Source organism: Halobacterium sp. MBLA0001, assembly GCF_049705385.1.
Lineage (GTDB): Archaea > Halobacteriota > Halobacteria > Halobacteriales > Halobacteriaceae > Halobacterium > Halobacterium salinarum.
Genome location: NZ_JBNAMQ010000007.1, coordinates 688,458 through 709,408, shown reverse-complemented (window position 1 = coordinate 709,408; position 20,951 = coordinate 688,458). Strand labels below are relative to the sequence as shown.

The 20,951-nt window shown below is 63.7% G+C and carries 14 protein-coding genes and 1 pseudogene; 7 read left to right on the top strand and 8 right to left on the bottom strand.

Annotation, left to right across the window (positions count from 1 at the left end; all coding sequences use genetic code 11):
- Positions 1–2: 2 nt before the first annotated feature.
- Positions 3–1,808, top strand: coding sequence for a glutamine--fructose-6-phosphate transaminase (isomerizing) (gene glmS, locus ACOZ32_RS04890; protein WP_424334979.1), 1,806 nt, complete (start codon positions 3–5; stop codon positions 1,806–1,808).
- A 2-nt stretch (positions 1,809–1,810) separates the two neighbouring features.
- On the opposite strand, the gene ACOZ32_RS04885 is transcribed toward glmS, so the two are convergent.
- From ACOZ32_RS04885 to csg, 5 genes are all read right to left on the bottom strand, one after another.
- Positions 1,811–4,132: an STT3 domain-containing protein gene (locus ACOZ32_RS04885; RefSeq protein WP_424334978.1), complete on the bottom strand. Its 2,322-nt coding sequence runs from the start codon at positions 4,130–4,132 to the stop codon at positions 1,811–1,813.
- A 67-nt stretch (positions 4,133–4,199) separates the two neighbouring features.
- Entirely contained in the window at positions 4,200–5,309 is a 1,110-nt protein-coding gene (locus ACOZ32_RS04880) for an ABC transporter permease (protein ID WP_136361666.1), read from the bottom strand.
- 29 nt (positions 5,310–5,338) lie between these two features.
- Positions 5,339–6,004: an ABC transporter ATP-binding protein gene (locus tag ACOZ32_RS04875; RefSeq protein WP_136361021.1), complete on the bottom strand. Its 666-nt coding sequence runs from the start codon at positions 6,002–6,004 to the stop codon at positions 5,339–5,341.
- Positions 6,001–7,206, bottom strand: a complete 1,206-nt coding sequence (locus ACOZ32_RS04870) for a CARDB domain-containing protein (RefSeq protein WP_424334977.1) — start codon at positions 7,204–7,206, stop codon at positions 6,001–6,003. The genes ACOZ32_RS04875 and ACOZ32_RS04870 overlap by 4 nt, the downstream gene beginning before the upstream one ends.
- 247 nt (positions 7,207–7,453) lie before the next feature.
- Positions 7,454–9,997 (bottom strand): HVO_2072 family ArtA-dependent S-layer glycoprotein, encoded by a 2,544-nt coding sequence (gene csg / locus ACOZ32_RS04865; RefSeq protein WP_424334976.1) that lies wholly within the window; start codon positions 9,995–9,997, stop codon positions 7,454–7,456.
- Between the two features lie 295 nt (positions 9,998–10,292).
- On the opposite strand from csg, the gene ACOZ32_RS04860 reads away from it, so the two are divergent.
- Together ACOZ32_RS04860 and tnpA are read left to right on the top strand one after the other, a co-directional pair.
- On the top strand, positions 10,293–11,969 hold the full coding sequence (locus ACOZ32_RS04860; protein WP_424334975.1) for a hypothetical protein: 1,677 nt from the start codon (positions 10,293–10,295) through the stop codon (positions 11,967–11,969).
- 145 nt (positions 11,970–12,114) lie between these two features.
- Positions 12,115–12,495 (top strand): IS200/IS605 family transposase, encoded by a 381-nt coding sequence (gene tnpA, locus ACOZ32_RS04855; protein ID WP_285252989.1) that lies wholly within the window; start codon positions 12,115–12,117, stop codon positions 12,493–12,495.
- A gap of 151 nt (positions 12,496–12,646) precedes the next feature.
- Here the strand turns inward: tnpA and ACOZ32_RS04850 are convergent, their stop codons facing one another.
- Entirely contained in the window at positions 12,647–13,867 is a 1,221-nt protein-coding gene (locus ACOZ32_RS04850; protein WP_424334974.1) for an RNA-guided endonuclease InsQ/TnpB family protein, read from the bottom strand.
- 141 nt (positions 13,868–14,008) lie between these two features.
- On the opposite strand from ACOZ32_RS04850, the pseudogene ACOZ32_RS04845 reads away from it, so the two are divergent.
- Positions 14,009–15,175, top strand: a pseudogene (locus ACOZ32_RS04845) (RNA-guided endonuclease InsQ/TnpB family protein); the annotation flags it as partial.
- 47 nt (positions 15,176–15,222) lie between these two features.
- Here the strand turns inward: ACOZ32_RS04845 and ACOZ32_RS04840 are convergent.
- Positions 15,223–17,082, bottom strand: a complete 1,860-nt coding sequence (locus ACOZ32_RS04840) for a BGTF surface domain-containing protein (RefSeq protein ID WP_424334973.1) — start codon at positions 17,080–17,082, stop codon at positions 15,223–15,225.
- 300 nt (positions 17,083–17,382) lie between these two features.
- Between ACOZ32_RS04840 and ACOZ32_RS04835 the strand changes: the two genes are divergently transcribed.
- Both ACOZ32_RS04835 and ACOZ32_RS04830 read left to right on the top strand, forming a co-directional pair.
- Positions 17,383–18,006, top strand: a complete 624-nt coding sequence (locus ACOZ32_RS04835) for a TetR/AcrR family transcriptional regulator (protein ID WP_285254784.1) — start codon at positions 17,383–17,385, stop codon at positions 18,004–18,006.
- Between the two features lie 63 nt (positions 18,007–18,069).
- Positions 18,070–18,480 carry a DUF7475 family protein gene (locus ACOZ32_RS04830; RefSeq protein WP_235167492.1) on the top strand — a complete coding sequence of 137 codons (411 nt, stop codon included), beginning with the start codon at positions 18,070–18,072 and terminating at the stop codon, positions 18,478–18,480.
- Between the two features lie 39 nt (positions 18,481–18,519).
- Here the strand turns inward: ACOZ32_RS04830 and ACOZ32_RS04825 are convergent, their stop codons facing one another.
- Positions 18,520–19,749, bottom strand: coding sequence for a transglutaminase (locus tag ACOZ32_RS04825; protein ID WP_424334972.1), 1,230 nt, complete (start codon positions 19,747–19,749; stop codon positions 18,520–18,522).
- 247 nt (positions 19,750–19,996) lie between these two features.
- On the opposite strand from ACOZ32_RS04825, the gene artA reads away from it, so the two are divergent.
- On the top strand, positions 19,997–20,917 hold the full coding sequence (artA, locus tag ACOZ32_RS04820) for an archaeosortase A (RefSeq protein ID WP_285254785.1): 921 nt from the start codon (positions 19,997–19,999) through the stop codon (positions 20,915–20,917).
- Positions 20,918–20,951 lie beyond the last annotated feature (34 nt).

The following is a 20,951-nucleotide window of genomic DNA, read 5'->3' as shown; positions in this document are numbered from 1 at the left end:
CTATGTGTGGAATCACGGGCTACATCGGCACCGATCCGACGGGGCGCATCGTCCACGAGGGACTGCAGAACCTCGAATACCGCGGCTATGACTCCGCTGGCATCGCGCTCGCCGGCGGCGGCTCGCTGTCGGTGCACAAGACCGGCGGCGAGGTCGGCGACCTCCCAGTGCCGTCCCGCGAGGACGGGACGCGTGGCATCGGGCACACGCGCTGGAGCACCCACGGCGAGCCGACGCGGGAGAACGCCCACCCGCATACGGACTGCACGGGCGACGTAGCCGTGGTGCACAACGGCATCATCGAGAACTACGCCGCGCTCGCCGACGAACTGCGGGCCGACCACGTCTTCCACAGTGACACTGACACCGAGGTCGTCCCACACCTCATCGAAACCCACCTCGCCGACGGCGTGTCGCTGCTGACGGCCGTGCAGCGCACGACCGAGCGCCTCACCGGGAGTTACGCGCTCGCGATCACCGCCGCCGGCCACGACGGCATCGTGGTGGCGCGGTCGGACAGCCCGCTGTTGCTCGGGCACGGCGACACCGGTACGTTCGTCGCCAGCGACGCCACCGCGTTCATCGAGCACACCAACCGGGTCACGTACCTCCGGAACGGCGACATCGCACACCTCACCGAGACCGAGTGGACGGTGTACAACGACGGCGCGCGCGTCTCACGGGACATCGAAGCGCTCGACTGGAGCGCCGACGCGGCGGGGAAAAGCGGCTACGACCACTACATGCTCAAGGAGATCCACGAGCAGCCACGCGCGCTCCGGCAGGCGATCTCCGGCCGCATCAGCGATCTCGGGACGGACGTGACACTCGACATGGAGCTGTCCACGGAGACACTGCAGAACGTCGCGGAGCTCCAGATCGTTGCCTGCGGCACGTCGTATCACGCCGGCTTGTACGCCAAAGAGCTCCTGGAGACCCACGCCGACCTGCCGGTGACCGTGCACGTGGCAAGCGAGTACGAGCTTCGGGGCGGCCGCAGCCCCAAGGACACGCTCGTAGTGGCGATCACCCAAAGCGGGGAGACAGCGGACACGCTGGCCGCGCTCCGGAGCGCGGCCCAGAAGGGAGCACCCACGCTCGCGTTGACGAACACGCTCGGCAGCACGGTCACGCGGGAGGCCGACGACGCGCTGTTCATTCGCGCCGGCCCCGAGATCGGCGTCGCTGCCACGAAGACGTTCGTCTCACAGGTGGCGACCGCCGCACTGCTGACCATGCACATCGGGCGCGCCCGCAACGCCATCAGCACGGGCGACGCCGCCGCGCTCCGGGACGCGATCCGCGACCTGCCGGGGGCGGTCCAGCAGGTCCTCGATCAAGCCCCCGAGATCGCGTCGATCGCCCGCGAGTACGCCGACAGCGACGCGTTCTTCTACGTCGGGCGGCGGGCCGGCCGACCAGTGGCCTTGGAGAGCGCGCTCAAGCTCAAGGAGATCTCCTACGACCACGCCGAGGGGTTCAGTGCGGGCGAGCTCAAACACGGCCCGCTCGCGCTCGTCACGGACAACACGCCCGTGGTGGCGGTGTTGACCGAGTACGCGGCACCGGAGAGAACCGCGAACAACGTCAAAGAGGTGCAGTCCCGGGGCGCGGACGTCATCGGGCTCGCGAGCGACGCCGGGACCGCGCGCCACGCCGACGTCACGATCACGCTCCCGGCGTGTGGTCCCCTGGAGCCGGTCGTGGCGAACGTTGCACTCCAGTTGTTCGCGTACCACATCGCCAACGAGAAGGGCCGCCCCATCGACAAGCCCCGGAACCTCGCGAAGAGCGTGACCGTCGAGTAGCGCTACGCGGAGACTGTCGTGCCGTTGCCCACGGCGGCCGCCGGCACGGTGACTGTCCCGCCGGTCGAAACCGAGTACGCGCCGGGGTACGCCACTGTCACGGTGTAGGTCCCGTTGGCCGCGGCGGTCGTGGTCCGAGTGTACGTGACCGCCTGCCCGGAGACCGTGCCCTCGTGTGTCAGCGTGACCGACGCGTTCGACGCGGCGGTGCCGGTGACCGTCGCCCCCGGGACGACGCGGTAGACAGTTTTTGCGTCGCCGGCCCAGACCGCGCGGTAGTGCGCCAGCCCCGACCCCCAGGCGGTGAGTGCCGAGCCGATCGTCCCGGTGGCACCGTCGGGGACGGAGTTGGCGTCGAAGACGACGAACGCGGCGCGATCTTGGAGCCGGTCGTTCCACTTCCCCGGGGTCGTGGAGCGGAGGAAGTCGTCGTAGTTCGATCGAGCGTACCAGTAGCTACGGCTGTTCCCGGATCCGAACCAGTTGTACAGCCGGTTTCGGGACCACCGGCTGAACACGTACGTGGTGTCGTCGGTCCAGTCGGGCGCGTTGAGCGCCGCTTCGACGTGCGTGGCCGCGTGGTACGCGTCGTCGCTTTGCACCAGCGTGTTCGTGCGCAGCGGCGTCATGACTGCGCCGAGCCCGCCGACGAGCAGGAACGCAACCCCGATGCGGAGCGCGCGCGAGCGGGTTGGGATCGCAAGCGAGCGCACGCGCTCGCGATCCGACGATCGGGCCGAGAAGTCAAGCGGCGGATCCGCGAGGTCGACCACCGAGAGGAAGTACACGAACGCGACCGCAGCGAAGACGGCGACGAACACGGACAGCTCCCCGGAGAATCGGACCTGTGTCACCGCGAACGCGAACAACACGGTGCCGTAACAGCCGGTGAGCAGCCATCGTGGCCGCGAGCGCGCCACGCCCGTGTACATCGCCCACGCACCCGCGGGCAGCGCGAACAACAACGCCGTCCCGTAGAAGAAGATCGGCCCGGCGAACAGTCCGTACGTCGTGCTGAACAGCGATTTCGTCTCCACGATGGAGCTTCCCGACTGCCCGACGAATCGCGCCCCCTCCTGTTGGAGCTCCGCGACAAACGAGGGGTCGATCGTCGCGACGACGGCGAACGCGGCGACACCGCTGGCTGTGGTGAGCACTGGGGCCGTCCATGATGGCACCCCCACGCGTCGGACGCCGGCCGCGATGAGGGCGGCAGCACCGACGCCGAGCCCGGCCAGCAGCGGTGGCGCAACGATTACGGGCGACTGCCACCCGAGCAGAACATGGCCGGCGACTGCGAGCACGCCGCCGGCGGTGAGTGCAGCGGCGAGCGGGAGGTCTGCGAGCGCCGACTTGTCGTCGACGAGCGCGGCGCTGCGCGCGACCGCGTACACGACGAGCGGGACGAACAGCAGCGGCGCGGCGTTCCAGGAGTGAGCTTGTGCAGCGACGCTGCCAGCGAGCACACAGCCCCACGGGAGGTGGCGTCGCCAGCCGGAATCATCGGGAACGGCGACACCGGCCCCCGGGAGTAGACGGACGGCCGCAAGCACGGTGAACGAGAGCCACACGAGATCAAGGGCGTGGTGGTCGCCGAACCCGAGTGCGGTCCGATAGGCGTGCACAGGCAACACGGCCAGGACGAGTACGGCTGTGATCCCGACCCGGCGGTCGTGGGACAGCGTGGTCGCCAGCAGATAGCACGCTACCGCCGTCACGACAGCCGCCACCACGGGATACCAAGCAGTGACGTGTGCGGCGGCGCTCGCGCTCCCACCGAGCAGCCGCGTGGCACCAACCAGCACCACCACCAGCAGTGGTTCGCCGCGAGCAATACGGGCCGGAACGTCCAGCAGCCCGGCCCCCGACTGCTGCATTGCCGACACCAGGTACCGGTAGTAATAGGGGTCGTTGCCGAGCAACACGACGTGTCCGGCCCGGAACACCCGCGGGAAGACGAACACACGCAGCGCAACGACGACCAACAAGCTGGCGGCGAGGAACCAGGCCGCACGCGAGGAGACCGACGGGCTGGGAACACGGTCGCGAAGCGAGACCGCGGCTCCGTCAGCGTCGGATGGGTCGGCGTCCGGGTCGCCGAGCGCCGCCCGGACGGCCTGCCGGTCGGCGAGCACGTAGCCGTCGCCGGACTCGACGACGATGCCGCGGCCCACGAGTTCGCCGAACACCCCGGAGTCGACTGGTGCGTCGTCGAACGTCCACGTGTCCTGGCTCCGATCGACCTCGACGAGCGTATCGAGGGCGTCGGCGAGCGCCGGACGGTCAGCGAGGAGGGCGGTGGTCGCCGCGCGCACGTCACTCATTCGTTTTTGTCACGCCAGCCAGCGGGCTAATGTGTTTCGACTCCGCGACGCCCACACGGGCGCGCGGTCATTCGCCGAGCGCCTCGACGGGCGGATCGTTGGCTGCTTTCCACGCCGGATAGAGCCCGCTGAGCAGGCTGGCGAAGACCGCGAACAGGAACCCGTAGACGAGGTATTTCGAACTCGGCCACACCAGCACGTCCATGGCGTTTTGCGTGATTTTGTCGAAGATGAACGCACCCACGCCGAGGGACGCAAGCGAGCCGACTAACCCACCGACAGCGCCCAGGAACATCGCCTCGGTGAGGATCATGCGGAGAACTTCTCCCCGACGGATGCCGACCGCGCGCAGCACGCCGATCTCGCCGCGGCGCTCGATCGTGCTCATCAGCATGACGTTGAGGATGGCCACACTCGCCACCAACAGTGAGATCGAGCCGATGCCGAGCAACCCCAGTTTGAGCGTTCTCATGAACTTGTTCACGCCCTCACGGGCATCTGAAGTGCTCCGGATTTCGAGGATTTTCTCCTCGGTGCGGCCGTAGGAATTGAACTCCGAGTCGAGGCGGTCAGCGATCCGGGCCGCATCAGAGCCCGAGTCGGCGTAGATATCGACGGTGTCGTACTCGTCCCGATCGGCCATCGCGGACAGCGGCACGACGAGCTCGGCGAACCCGCCGAACCGAGAGGTGGTGGTGATGATACCACGAATCCGGTACAGACTGCCGTCGTACTTGACGGGATCGCCGACCCCGAGACCGAGCGTCTCGGCGGTCTGGTTGGTGAGCAACGCGCCCGAGTGAAGGGTTTCGGGTGGATTCGCCGACGTAATGTTGTACGGCTCGGCCACCTCGGTCACGGCGGTGACGGTGACCACGTCAACGGTGTCAGCGCGGGAAGAAAGCGACGTGGTATCGGATTTCTGCTCGACGACGGTGCCGGCGCTCACCAAGTCATCAATTCGTTCGACCTGCGTCTGCGTGACCCCGTTCTCTTCGGCGTCCTCACCGGCACTGACCGAGACCTTGTTGCCGAGATCACCGAGCTGGGCGGAGGCTTGCTGATTGATCGCGGCGCTCGCCATCCCCATCGATGCGATCGAGATCACACCGATCACGATCCCGAGCGCGGCCAGCGCAGTCCGCACGCGGTTCCTCCCGAGGTTCCGCCACGCCATCAACACGCTGGGGAACCGAGCGAGCACACTCACGTGTGTAACACCCCATCGACGAGGTTGACTGCGCGGTCGGAGAACTCCTCGAGTTGCGTGTCGTGAGTGATCGCAACCACGGCGATGTTCTCCTCCTCGGTGAGGCGCTGCATCTCGGTGAGAATCGTGCCACCCGTCTCCTGATCGAGGTTGCCAGTTGGCTCGTCGGCCAGCAGAATCTCGGGTTCGTTGATCAGCGAGCGCGCGATCGCGACGCGCTGCTGTTGGCCACCGGAGAGCTCGCCCGGAGTGTGTGTAAGACGGTCCCCGAGCCCGACGCGCTCCAGGAGATCGACCGCGCGGTCGTGGCGGTCGACGGAGGTGTCCCACATCGACGGCAGTTCCACGTTCTCCACGGCCGTCAGCATCGGGAGCAGGTGAAACGACTGGAAGACGAACCCCAGTTCCGCGCGGCGCTCCTCGGTGCGCTCGTCCTCACTGAACCCGGTCACGTCTTGGCCGTCGAGGATGACGCTGCCCGCCGTGGGTGAGTCAAGCAAGCCGATCATGTTCAGCATCGTGCTCTTGCCGGAGCCGGACGGCCCAACGACGGTCACCATCTCGCCGCGCGCCGCCGAGAAGTCAACGCCTTTCAGCGCCTCGACTGTCTCGGCACCGGTTTCGTACCGTTTGACCACGCCTTCGAGTTCGATGATGCTCATGGGTTCCGCCAGCGTCGAACAACGACGACGACGATCGCAATCACAGCGACAGCGCCCCCGATCTTGAACAGCGGTAACCCGCCACCGCTCGCGCCGTTGGACGGGCTGGGCGCGCGGTTCTGCTGTTGGCCCGGCGCGCGTTCGGGCGAGGTAGCGCTCCCGCTGGACGCGCCGCTCACGTCGACGGTCACGACGTCCGAGTAGCGCTGCCCGTCGGCGGAGTAGTTCACCGTTATCGGGATCTCGTCGACGGCCGAGTCCGCCTGCACAGTCATATCGAAGGTCGCGAACTCACTGGTTTCGATCTTTCCCACGAAGTACCCGCCGTTGGCGGACAGCCCATCACCGACGGCGTTGACGCGCACCGACGCAGCGTCCGCACTGCCAAGGTTCGCGGCGTCGCCGCTGATCGTGTACGTGGTCCCCCCACCGGATGCCTCAATGCCAGTGAGCGCAACGTCTGCGGAGCGCTGTGGTTGGTAGGTGAGTGTCGTGTTCGTGGTGTGCGTGCTGTGTTCGTCGTCGAGGGTGTACTCGCCGCGGATCACTAACTCGCCGCTGGGGATCGACGCCCCGTCGAAGGTAACGTTCGCACTGTCGCTTTCCGAAACGTTGGCGACTGGCGCCCGCTCGACGATGCGCCCATTGGACACGACCTGCAACTCGCCGGACTTGATCGGGATAGTGCCGTACTGCGTGATCGTGGCCTGGATGTCTGTCGATCCGTTGGTTGCTGTCGTGCGCGCGGAGACGCCCACGTCAGAAGTACGATCGTCGACGGTAACGTACACGCTGCGCTGCACGTAGAAGACGCTGCCATCCGGGTTCAGCCCCCGTACGTGGACGCTCAGCTGGTGGTCACCGGGCTCGGTGAACGTGCTCGACAACGGAACGTCAATGGAGTCACCCGCCCCAAGCCTCCCCAGGCTGTCTTCTGTTGCGAGGAGACCGTCGCCGCGCAGTGTGACCTCGTTGACGCGCGCGGACCCGCTTGCCGATCCGGAGTTGTTGATCGACGGGGTGATCAACACCTGCGTGCCCGTCGTTGGGTTCGCAGGCGAGACGGCCACGTCGCCGATGGTGACTGAGACCGCACCGCTGCCGGCGGACTGCGCCCCGGAAAGTGGGGCAACAGCCGACACCGCGGCCAGCGCCAGTACGACGACTGCGAGGCCGGCACCGACACGAGACCGCCGAGTCATCGGTATTCTGGCCGACTGGCGGACAGTGGCTGGCGGCGTGATTCGACCGGTCTCGATGGAAGGAGAGTGGGATACTGCATTGGGACCGTTCCAGTATCGGGAACGTTCCAGAAACTGGTCGGCTGTGATATGACTCTTTTGGTGGCAGTGAGCACGCGGTGGCTGTCGCTGGTCGGTCGTCGGTAACAAAGAAAACGGCACCGCAAGTGACCGCGTACGCGCGGTCAGACGTGATTCAGTGGGTCAATCAGTTCTGGCGGAGTGCCAGCAGCGCCGCACCGAGGACCGCGACGAGCGCAACACCGACACCGAAGCCGGGGATGCTGCCGCCTGACTCGCCATCGGAAGTGCCCTCCGAGCCGTTCTCGGTGGTGTCCTCCTGCGTGGTAGTCATCTCGGTGGTCGTCTCGGTGGTCGTCTCGGTCATCGTCGTCGTCATCGTCTGGTTGTTCTCGGGCTGATCGACGGTCGTCTGATCAGGCTCCTCGAGTTCCTCGACGATTTCGACGTTCTGACGGTCGGTGTTGTCACCGTCGTCAGCTTCGACCGTGTAGTTGCCCGGCTCGACGTTCGAGAGCGGGACATCAACCGACCACTGGCCGTCGCTGTTCCACTCATCAGTGCTGTTGATCTCGATGGACGCGTCGCCCTGGAGGAGTTCAACCGTGATGGTGTTGTCGTCGGCCTTCCGGTTGGTCGTCCCCATGACGGTGAGCGAGCCGCCCGCTTCGCCACCCTCAGTGGCTTCGATCGTGGTCAGTCCGTCAACGAGACGGAACTGCTGCGTGACGATGAGGTCGTCGCTGGCGGTGTCGTCGACCGTGTTCGAGAGGATGCGGTCGCGGATCTGGTCGCCAGTCGGCGAACCCGAGGTGTAGTTACCGACTTCGTCCTCAAGATCGCTGATGCTGCTGGCGGTGTCCTCACCGAACTTCCCGTCACGACCCGACGAGAGGACGTGTGCGGAAGCACTGCCCTGTCGGAGCTCCGAGATGTCGATGTCCTCCTCGTCGAACGTGTCGTCGCTGTCGACGGAGATGGACTGGAACTTGACCTTGCCACGGCTGCCGATGATGATGGCGGCAACGTTGTCCTTCCCGGGGGCGGTCCCCTCAACGTCGATCTGGTTGTCGTCGTCGGCGACCTGCCCGTTGTAGGTCTCGAAGGACGCGGTGAGTTCCGTGTCAGTCACACGGATCGAGGACGTACTGCTGACGCCCTGGTTGAAGTCGGACGTGTCAATGTTGTCTTTCACGCCACCGGACGAGTTGACGGCGTCGCTCTTGGCGATGATGCCGAGGCGGTACGTACCGGGGAGACCAAGGATGTCGTCACCGCCCTTGTCTCCATCGGAGAGCGTGATGTCTTCCTCCTCGAACGTGTCGTCGCTATCGACTTCGATCGATTTCTCGTCGTCGATGGTGACGAGTTCGAAGTCGTTGTTGTCGCGAGCGTACAGCACGACGTCGTCGGTCCCCTCGTTAGCGGTCCCGTTGATGTCGACTTCCGAGCCGACAACGTACGCGCCGGTCGGGTTGTCGAGGGTGATGTCGCCCTGCGTGACGTCGAAGTCAGTGTCGTCGTCGGTCGACAGATTGTTCAGAGCGTCGACGCCGTCTGTCCCGTTGAGTGATTCGCTGTTGACGTAGTTCTCGCCGTCAGTTCCGGATGCGGGGTAGAGGTCGATGTCGGCGCTGGAGTCATCGAGGTACTGCGTCTCGATGGATCCGACGCCGTTTCCGTCGTCGATCTCGACGATGGCGTACGCGTAGTCGACGTCCGAGATCGAGGTGTCTTCATAGGCGTCTACACTTTTGGTGATACTGCCGTTGTCGACGACGAGACCGGTGTCGACAGTGTCACCAACGCTGCGCATGACCTTCGCGGCTTCCTCGGCGTTGCTGTTGTCGCGGAAGTCGCTGCTGTCGATGGTGACAGCGTGGTAGTTACCTTCCGGACTGTTCTCGATGGTGTACTTGAGGTTCGCTCCCTGCACGACTTCGTCCTCGGCGAGGTTCAGCGATGCCTTGTTCGAGGAGGAAATCGTCACGGAGACGGACTCGGTGGCGTCACCGAAGTCCAGGTCCTCGACACCTTCAACGGAGAACGTGTAGTCGCCCGCGTCAACGTTGTTCGGGTTGATGCCGAAGTACGCCGTGTTGGTTCCGTTGTTCCGGGTGTCCGAGGTGCCGGTGAGGATCTCGTCGGTAACATCGAGGCCGTCCTCGTCTTCGACGGTCAGCTCGATGTCCTCAGCGGCGTAGTAGTTGTAATCAACGGCGACCCGAGATTCGTTCTGCTGTGTGTTCAGGACTCCGCCAGTGACGTCGTTGTCCGCGTTGTTGCGGACTTCGAGCATCGTCACCGATGGACTCTGGACCGTAACGCCGAAGTCAGCCTCGGCGATGTCTGGACCACTGCTATCGTAGGAACCGGTCGACTGGTCCTCGGGGATCGGCATCTGGAGCGGGACACCTTCGTCAGACCCACCAGTGCGCGAGAGGGTTGCCGAGTCGAACGTTTGGTCCGTGTTACTTGAATTCCGGAAGATGATGTCTTCCTCGCCCTGGAAGATGGTCGCGCCATCCCCGACACTCCCGCCGGTCTTGCCATCTACTGAGGCGTTGTTATATTCGTAGTTTGAATTATCATTGAACCGCTGATAATCGTTCAGCTTTTCTTGGTTCGCCGCAGCAGCCCCGCCCGTGAACGCGACGCCGGCTCCGATCACGGAACCGATCATCAGCGCCGTCAGGAGGACTGCGCGGAGTTTACCTGTTGTGTCTGTCATTTTTACTGAGTGACTGAGCTACGGTGTCAGTCCAACCAGACGACCGCATCCACCTGATTCCGCCGAAACGGTGAATCGTGGGTTTCTGCAGCCGCCATTTCGGGTAGGGGTGCTCCAGACTATACCCGGCCACTGGTAAATGCTTTCTGCCTTTTCGCGCGCCAGCCGCCGTCAGAACACCGATTTATATGTTTATTGCTCACATGAAACGTGAATGGTGGAGCGGCGACATCACGCACGGTGCCGTCCGGCGAAAACGGGGGTTAAAGATGCCCCAGTTCGAACCGAAGCCGCAATGAGCGGGAGTGGGCCACGGAAGTGCCTCGTCGTCGGCGTCTGTGTTCTCATCGCCGGGCTCGTCGTCCCTGCAGGCGGTGTCGCTGCACAGCCGGCCGTCGCGGGGAGCGACGGCGCGGGTAACAACATCCATGCGGGGGTTCCGTTCGCCACCGATCAGGCGCTGAACCTCACCACGAACCTCACTGTTGCGGGCACACCGCTGCCCGATGGTGGATCGGTGACGACTGCCGACAACCCCCGGCTGGCGATGAACGTGACCAGCAACGCCACCATCGAGGTGATCTCGGTGCGCATCAACGACAACACGCGGCGGTCGTACGTCCCGAACGCCACTGCGTTCAACGAATCCACGAGGCTGGACCTGGATGCGGGAACGCACGACCTGACCACGGTCGTCAGGACTGCGAACGGGACCACGACGTACACCGGGACGATCACCGAAGACCCGAACGCGCCACTCGTCACGTTCGAGGCCCCGATGTCGGCCGGGTTCGTCGGCCCGGACAACGAGTACGAACCCCTAGGTAACAACTACACCGTCAATCAGGCCACCGTCACCGTAGAAGGGACGATCCAGGACCAGTCGGCCGTGGAGTACATGGAGATCACGCGGTACTACAACTACCGACCGGGTATAAACGGCCTCCCGGACTCGAAGGCGGACGCCAAGCGGGAGATCGAGATTCCAGATCCGGGGGACTCGTTCTCCCAGGAGTTGCGCCTCGGACCGGGGCGTCCGAGCGTCGGCAGCGGCGTCAACCGACTTCAGATCGAAGTCGCGGACGAATACGGGAACGTCAGACAGTACCACACCCAAATCGCGGTCAAGGACACAGCTGCACCCGAGATCAACGTCTTGGATCGGCGGCCGGTCGCAACGCGCTCGGCGGTGGAGGTCACCGCTGAGGTGACCGATAGCGTGGGGATCTCGTCGATCAGCGTCCGGGACGGCCCGGTAACTGGTGCCGGCCAGGATGTCCTGTTCACGCAACGCCAGCCGTTGCAGCGCCCGTTCTCGAAGACGGTGACGACGACCGTCCCGATCCTCGACGGTACGAAGGCGATCACACTCATCGCCACCGACCAGGCCAACCACAGGACCACCCGCGAGCTCGCGGTGAACTACAGCGAGCTGGTCACGCCGGCGATCCAGTTCGACAACTCACTCACCGGAACGGCGGGGGCACAGCGCGTCCAGGCGGTCGGACGAGTCTACGACGGGCAGATCTCACGCGTGCGCGTCGAGTCGCTCACGCCGGACGGTGAGACGATCGACATCAACTCGGTGTACAGCGGTGGTGTCACCGAGAACGTCAGCTTCCAGGAGTTGCTGGATGCAGAGGCGTACCCGGCCGCCGTGCGCGTGCGCGTGCTTGACGTGACGGGGACCGAGCACACGAAGACCATCGAGTTGTCCCAGTCAGAACCGGTCGACGAAGTGGTGGTGGAAGGAGCGGGAACGGAAACCGAAACGGCCGGTGGCGAGGGCGATCAGGCCGACAGTACAACGCTCAGGAACATCGAATCCAGTCCGGCGGTGTCGCCGGGCACCGCCGATCAGTCGGGGCCGTTGGGAACGCTGACCGGGCTGGTGAGCGAGTACGCGCTCCCGATCGTGGGGCTGTTGGTGGTCGTGATTCTCTTGTTGGTCGTCCAGCAACGCCGCGGGTAGCGGGCAACGTTACGGAAAATTCGAGGCGAAAGCCTCGCCCTTCAGGGCGGGGATGAAGCCGACCAACAGTATTCAACCGCCGTCGATGGCATAGACGGGGTTCCAACGCAATCTTTAAGCCGTCCGACTGTGATAGTATGCATAGATGGTGAAGAGTACCCGTCACGCGAAATACGAACTCTACTACCACATAGTGTTCGTGCCGAAATATCGGCGTTCGCACCTGACGGGGAAGACGAAGGAGCGTCTTGAAACCATCTTCGCGGAAATCTGTGAGGACAAGAGCCTCGAACTGGCCGAGTCCGAGGTCATGTCCGACCACGTACACCTGTTCATCGGGAGTCCCCCGAAGAACGCCCCGTCCCTCATCGTCAACTGGGTCAAGGGCATCTCGGCGCGGAAGTATAATCAGCGATACGACGACCGCGTGAAGTGGACGCGTTCGTACTACGTGGGAACAGCAGGAAGTGCATCGAAGGGCGCTGTCGAACAGTATATCGCTGAACAGGAGGGTGACGACGCATGAAGCGCGTCAACACTTTCGAGGTCGTGCCACAGACCGAGAACGACAAAGAGTGCCTTCGACGGCTACTCGACGCCTCCGCCTCCCTGTGGAATGAACTGACCTGTCAACTGCCTCGGGGTCAAGCCCCGAGGCTTGTCAGTGGACTCCCGCTCTAACTGCGAAGGGCAGTAGGTCGGAATCGACCATTCGCGTTCAACGTCCCTGACTTCAGAGCCAGTTGACTCGTGGCTCGTCCAGCACCAGACTTGAGCCAGTGCTGAACAAGACGCCACCCGATATTCCGAGCGGCGTTATAATCGCTGTGCAACCGTTTCCCGCACTTCAGACACTCGAACTCGTCACCATCTCGATTATCTTCGTGGGTGAATCCACATTCACCATGACTGCATCGCTGAGAAGTGTACGCAGGGTTCACGTCGTCCACGCCGATACCGTATTCTTCGGCTTTGTATTCGACGTGCCGTTGGAGTTCCTTGAACGCCCACTGCTGAAACTTTGAAGCGTTCGAGATACGATTCCTGATGTGTTTCAGGTTCTCGAACGCGATTGCCGTACAATCGTTCTCCACGGCTTCCTGCACGATTTCTTTGGAGATGCAGTGAAGGTAATCGGCACTCCACCGAGCGAATCGGTCGCCAATCGACTGCATCGTGAGGTGGGCCGACCGAGTGCCTGTTTGTTGCAGGTTTCCACGCCGACGTTCGTACTCATCGCGTCGGTGGTTGAGGTAGTCTGCGTTACCGAGGAACGCTCCTGTACTGGTGACGGCGACGTACCCGTCCACGTTCAAGTCAACACCGAGAACCACTCCGTTCTCGGATTCTTCGTCGCAAGAGGTGTCAACGTCTTTCTTCACGGCGACGTGGAGGTAGTACGTGCCATCGCGTTTGTGGAGCGTTGCTTCGGCTTTCTCCCATTCATCCGTCCAGTAGTCCTCGAACGGCGTTCCTTCCTCGTTGACGGGCGTGACGTATTCAGCGGTCACGCGGTCGTCTACGGTGGCAAGAGATACGTGGTCGTCGTTGTACGTGATGGTTCGACCATTGTACACAACGACGCTTCCTCGGAACTCCGGCTTGCTTGCTCGTTCGCCGTCAAAGATTCTGTCTTTGCAGTTGCCGAGTGCGGTGGCCGCGAGGTTTCGGGCGGATTGGACGAGACTGGATTGCAGGGAGAGTTCATCACGAACATCAGAATACGTCTCTTTGTGGAGTGTGTTCTTGGTGTCCGTGATGTTGTAGGAGTTGTCGTCCCATCCGTGGTCTGCGACGTGTTGGGCCGCGTGTCGGAACTGCTCGAACGTCTCATCGAGGACTTCGGCGTCCTCTTTGGAAACGTCGAGTTTGACTTGGATGTTCCGAACAACCTCCATACTTCATTAGTATGGTGATAGATACTTAAAACCACATAATTGAGTGGGGGAGTCGGGCCTACTATCGAGCGTGGTTTGTGAGGGGTAGTGTCGGCTTCCTCCCCGAGGTCAAGCCTCGGGGTATCCGCCTTGAAATCTGATGAACGCCGCCAGAACTACTTCGGTGACGGCGACGTGTGGGATACTTCCGAATACCGTGGACAGTACAACGGCGTCGTCGGAAGCGCGACGGTCCAACAGGTCACGCGCAAGAACAGCGAAGCGTGGCGGTCGTTCTTCGCTCTCAAAGAGAAAGGCGAGGACGCCAACCCACCGTCGTACTGGGGGAACGAAGAGGACGGACGCGAACTCCGCACCTACATCCGAAACAACCAGTACACGGTTCAGTGGGGCAAGCGTAGCCGTCTCGAAATCCCTGTCGGGCAAGAACTGAAAGACGAATACGGACTCGGCTACCATGAACGACTCCGCCTCGAAGTCCGAGGCAACCCGAAGTGGGACGGCAAACAGGGTCGTCTGGAACTTGCGTACGACGAGGTGAGCGACACGTTCAGGGCTTTTCAACCAGTCACCGTACCTGATTCTCGACTGGATTCACCACTGGCTTCCGAAGAAGCCGCCCTCGACGTTGGCGCGAACAATCTCGTCGCCTGTTCCACGACTACTGGGAACCAGTACCTCTACGACGGACGGGAGTTGTTCGGACGGTTCCGCGAGACGACCGACGAAATCGCCCGTCTACAGTCGAAACTCCGCGAGGGACGCTACTCCTCGAAACGGATTCGACGGCTGTACCGGCAGCGAACGAAACGCCGTGACCACGCACAGAACGCGCTGGTACGCGACCTCGTTGAACGGCTGTACGACGAGGGCGTGGCGACGGTGTACGTGGGCGACTTGACCGACGTGCTGGAAACGCACTGGTCGGTCAGGGTGAACGAGAAGACGCACAACTTCTGGGCGTTCAAGAAGTTCATCCACCGTCTCGCGTGTGTCTGTGAGGAGTACGGCATCTCTCTTGAAGCCGAGTCGGAAGCGTGGACGAGTCAGACGTGCCCCGAGTGTGGCGACCACGAGGAGACAGTTCGCCACGAAGATACGCTGACGTGTCCGTGTGGCTTCGAGGGGCACGCCGACCTCACGGCATCAGAGACGTTCCTTCGAGAAAACAGCGATTGCGAAGTCAGGCCGATGGCACGGCCCGTGCGATTCGAGTGGGACGACCACGATTGGTCGGGGAAACCACACCCTCACGAAAGTCCCAAAGAAGTGCGCACAAACCCGCAAGTTGCCTCCGTGGGTCGGTAGCCGAACCCCCAACGGAGGAATCCTCGCGCTTTAGCGCGGGGAGGATGTCAATCGCGGCGGCGGCGCAGGCCCACACCAGCGAACACGATGACAACCGCCACGAGTGCCCCCACGGCGGTGAACCCCGGCGTTGGACCGCCGGTTTCGCGCGACGTGGTGGTCGTTTCGGACTGCGTCTCGGGCGTCGTCGTGGCTGCCGTGGTCGTGCGTGTCGGGTCGGTGACCGTCGCCGTCGTGTGCGCAACCGTATCGTCGGCAACGAACATCGTCAGTGTCACCGTCTCCCCGACGGTTGGAACCGGGAGGTCGACGGTGCCGGTAAACGTGCCGTTGGCGGCTACGGTCGCAGTGGACCGCTGAATGTAGCCGAACGATCCGTTCGATTCGGCGAACGAGACGCGAACCGTCGCCTCGGTTCCCGGCGCGAGGTTCGTCACACCCGAGACGTGTGTCGGCTGTGCGCGTGTGAGCAGCCGCCCGTCACCGCTGTCGGCTCGGAGATCGAAGCGTGTGCGTGGCGTCACGACCTGGAAGTCGTCGCTGGCGGTCTCGTTGGTGCCGGGAGCCAGATAGGGGAACGCCGGGATCGTTATGTCTCCGCCAGCGCCACCCAGGAGGCTGCGGTAATACGTCTGGATGTTGTTGTCCCCACGGTCGAACTGGAACGCGTCGGCGGGGTCGGTCTCGTAGGTGAGCGACGCCGAGAGGTTCTGGAAGTCGGTCCCGCTGGATGGTTGGAAGTCAGCAACCGCCTGTGGATCGACAACGACGTACAGTCGCCCGCGTGACGCGTTGGCGTACACTGAGGCCGCGGCCGGATCCGCACCGGATAGGTCGAGGATTTCGAGTGGGGACTCGATGCCGGGCGGTGAGTCCGGGCCCTTGACGACAGGGCTGTTGGTGGCCTCGACCGCGAACTGGACGCCTTCGCCGGTTCGGGCTTCGAGTGTGGAGAGGGTACTCGGGGCGACACCCGAGGCGAGCGCGTCCGGCCCGCCCGCGATGGCTGCCAGATGGCCGTAGATTCCGGTCGCGTTGGCCGCGATCACAACCCGGTCGGTGGTCGTGGGCGGTCGCTGGTCGGTCATCGACGCCGCGAGCGCGGTCGCGTTCGGAGCTGCGTCCGCCGCGCCGGCGGGGGCCGTGTTCACCGTGATGTTGTGGACGCCCGGGGTTGTCAGTGAGACCGTCGCGGTGTCGAATCCGCCGTCGGCCGGTGACGACGTGAGTGCGGTCGTCGCGCCGTCGGTGCGTGCCTGCGCGCTGATGGTTCGGTTGGTGGTCGCCGTCACGGTGTATGTGCCGGGCTGGAGGGGGCGAGTGAGTTGGGCTGTCGGCCGCTCGCGGTCGGCGCTCCGGATCAGCCCCACCGTGGCCAGGTAGTCGGCAAATCCGTCGAGCTGGGTGCCGTCGGGGCCGACGAACCGCGGCCCGGGATCGCCGTCGAGGCGTCCGTGAACGCCGCTTGTGACGGTGTCACCACCGCTGTAATAGACGTTTTCGGTGTTCGTCGGGCTGAGACTCGTACTGGTCCCGAGCGTCCTGGTGTTGATTCCGAGGGTGATCGTGCCGTCGGCGTCAGTGTCGACGGCGCGAACGACGTCGAGGAAACCGGCATCGGCGCCGCCGACGTGAATATAGACGGGGTGATCGTTGGGAATGCGGTCGGGCAGTGTCAGTGAGAGCGAAACGATGTCTCCCGCGGGCCGTGTGTGCTCGGTGTGTTGCCAGCCAGCGTCGTCGGTGCTGTTCGAAGGTGATTCCGGGGGCGCGCCGGCGGCCGCTGTCGGGGCGTGATCCGTGGCCGCAGCCACTGTCCCGGCGACCGGCGTGCAGACGACAGCCACGACGAGAATGGAAACGGCGGTCGCGCGCAGTGTCGTCGTGAGCGAGGGAGTGCGTGTCATGGATGAGAGCGTCTCCAGGTGCGCCACCCGATCTAGTGCGGTGGTTCGCGGCCCTGTTATTTGATCGTGTCCATCTGTGGGGCCGCAGCGGACGGGCGCAGTCGTCCGTGAGAGGGGATATCTAGAGGACGCAGTCGGGTGGGTAAATACTTTGGGCGCTCGGAACCCCGCCGACAGTCGGCCACAACGACGGAGCGGACGGCAACCCGACAGAGAACAGACCTGACAGCGACGAGGGCAGGGGCGAACGTGGGGGTCGGTAATCAGCACCTTCAAAATACTACTCTCGTAACTATCAGTATGAACGGCGATAGTCCCTTTGCGGGGCCTCCAGAAGACACACGCGAGGAGATCCTCCGGGCGGCGTTTCTCGTGCTCCAGCGGGACGGCTACGGTGGGCTGTCGATGAATCGGATCGCCGAGGAGGTCGGCCTGCAGAAGGCGTCGGTCTACCATCACTACGCGGAGAAAGACACGCTGTTGCTCGCGCTCGTCGATTACGTCGTCGAGGAGCTTCGGTACCGGATCGTTCAGTCCGACGACGAGGACCCCCGCCGGCAGCTGCGACGGTTCATCGACGAGGTGGTGTTCGGACACCACGCCGGATCGGATGCCACGGCGTTGTCGCCGCCGACGGATGGGACGATCCGGGCGTTCATTCAGATCCGCGCGCAGGCAGTCCACGACGACGACTACCGCGAACAGATCACGACGATCGACCGGATCCAACAGGAGCACATCGCGGAGATCATCCAGCGTGGCGTGGACGCGGGAGAGTTCCGCGATGTCGATCCGACGCAAGTGGCGTCGTTCATCTCGACGCTGTTGACCGGCGTGTTCACACGCCGAGTCACGATGACGACTGACCTGACGCCGGTGCGGGAAGCGACCCACGCGTATCTCGAAGCGGTGTTAGTGGCGTAACCCTGCTCGTGCGTGCTACGTGGCGCACAAACTATTACATAGAACGGGCAACACGTTGTGGGTATGTCACAGCAATCACGCACGGCGAGCCGGGAGGCGGCGTCGATCATCGCACTCCCGACACACGTGGTCGGCTACCTCGCACTGCTGGCGGCGATCGTCACGGGGGTCATCCATCTCCAGTTGGGCAATCAGATCGCTGGGTTGAACCAGCAGTTGGCGATCCTGTTCGTGTTGAACGGCGTCGGGTTCCTGGCTGGCGGCGCCGTCTACGTGAGCAGCTACTGGCGCGAGGCGCTGTATCTCGTGGCGGCGGCGTACGCGCTCACCACGATCGTCTCGTTGTTCGTGTTCCAGGGGTTCAGCGTGGACGCCTTCTACATGGGCAACACACTCAATACGACGGCCGTGATTTCGAAGGTAGCCGAAGCCGTGCTGGCGGCGTGTGCCGTGTTCTTGTACGCGACGGAGTAGCGGGACACGGAACAGGACGGCAGAAAACAGGAGGAGCGGTTATTCGCCGTCGCGGAACCGGCGGAACGCGATCACGCCAAGCCCGCCCAGCGATCCCAACACGAGAAGCGCGGCGACAGAGCCGGACAGCGAAGTGATGGAGCCGGGCGTCAGCGAGAACTGCTGTGCCGACTGGTTCGGCTGGGTCGTGGCTGGTGCGATCGACATCGAGGAGCTGGAGACCTGGACGGACTGCGAGCTGTCGTAGGACTCCCCGCCGACCTGGTACTCAGTGTGAAGCGAGAGCGTGGTGTCGGCGTCCAGCGTAGTGGGAACAGTCACCGTCTGTGAGTGGGCGGCGTCGACGGTCCCGAACGCAGCCGCAGGTGCCGGACCGACGTCGTCGGTGCCGACCGTGGTCACGTCGTTGACGGCTGCGTTACCGAGGTTGATGAGGCGATACTGGAGGAACTTCGAGTCGTTCTCTTCGATGACCGTTGCGTCGACGCGGACGTCGGTTCGGAGCGCATCGACGTCGATGGATTTCGACGTGTTGACTGCGGCGTCGCTGGTTTCAAGCGATGCCTTGAGGTCGATCGTCCCGGTGCGTTCGGGCCGGATATCGAATTCGAACTGGGTGATGTTCTCGGTGCCGAGCACCGGCTTCAGGCGCGTCTCAGTGTCGAGGTTCTGGTTGGTCGCTTCGAGGTCGAGCGACAGGTCCGTGAGCGGGTCCTCTTCGCCGTTCGAGACCGTGACGGTGACCGGCGTGTCGGTGCCCGCGACCGCGGACTGCGCGTCGATCTGAAGGCGAGGTTCGGGTGGTGACGACGAGGACGGCTCCGAGACCGAGACGTACACCGGGTAGTCGACGGAATCGATGCTGCGGGTGACCCCGTCACTGTCGGTCTGGACACCGCGAACGGTGACTGTGAGTTCTTTGTCACCAGCTGAGTCGAAGGACGTGCGAAGCGGCACGTCGATCGACTCGCCGCCGGCGATCGTTCCCAAATCGCTGACCTTTGCCAGGTTCCCGCCGTCACCGGAGAGGGTCACTTGCGTGATCTCGAACGATCCGTCGCTGGAACTGGAGTGGCGCACGGTCGGCGTGACAGTGATGGTGTCACCGGTCGTCGGTTCGTCGTCGGAGACGGCAACGTCTGAAACGGTGACTTTCAGACCGTTGTCTGCGGACACGACGCCAGCAGCCGCGACGGCCGACAGGCAGACGACGGCGGTCATAATTAATGCTTTCAGCGCGCGGGAATCCATGTGGTTGTTTCCCATCATAATCCCGGACAACAACCTAACAATATATAAATGTTGGCTTTATTGAGATTATGTAATCTTGGAATTATGTAGGGTTCCTCGTGATCACCTAGTAGAAGTCGGATCACCGAGACATGACTGCCTGTAGAAAAAGCCATATATCAGCCATATGCTGTCGATGGCCAACACCGAGACGACCGCAGCGACTGGCCGCCCACAGACACCAACACGCCTATGCACGGGGCGTGTTTCGCTCGGACCAGCAACCATGACTGCAGCGACAGACGCGCTCGCATGGGTTGTCGTCGCGGCGTTCGCAACGAGCGCCCTGATCGACGCGGCCAGCGACGACCACGAGGCGGTGCGGCGGTACGCCGCCGTCGGCGCGTGGGCCGTGTTCGGGCTGTTCTGGGGCCTGCTCATCGAACACTTCCTGCTCGTGCAGCAGTCACTCATCGAGGGCGCACTCGCTGCAGCGGCCGTGCCCGCGTGCCTCTACACGGCGTACCTCGTGGCCAGCGGCCGGAAGTCGCTGGCGACACTGACCCGCGCGATCGCGGTCATGGGGCTGCTCTACATTCCGTTTCAGACGATCGAGCCGCTGCGGCGGTGGGCGATCCTCACGACGACACACCACGCCGCGTGGATCATGGGCCAACTCGGCTACCACCCGGCGATCGAGGTCGCCACGAGCTACCACGGCTACCCTGCGAAGTTCGCGTTCCACGGGACGAACGTCGTGACCGGCGAACCCTGGGGGTTCCCCACAACGGTGCTACTGGCGTGTACGGGGATCGGAAGCATGAGCATCGTCGGCGGGCTCGTGGCGGCCGTCGACGCGCCGATGCGGCGCAGGCTGCGCGCACTGGGGGTGGCGATCCCGCTGATCTACGGGATGAACCTGGTGCGTGTCGTGTTCATCGCGATCGCACACGGCAACCAGTGGTTCGGCGGGGATGTTATCGAAGGCGTGGTGTTTGCGTTGTTCCCGACGGACAACCCCAACCGGGTGTCGTATCTGTTCGCGGATCGCGTGCTTGCGCAGTCGCTGTCTGTCGTGGTGCTCGTCGTGTTGACGCTGGCGCTGCTGCGTATCGTGCCGGAGCTGGGCGGCGTCATCGAGGACGTGGCGTTCGTTCTCACCGGCAACGAATACGACATCACGGGCCGGTTCGCCGGCGACCGCTAGCCCGGCCTGGTCGCGTCGGTTGGCGTGGATCGAG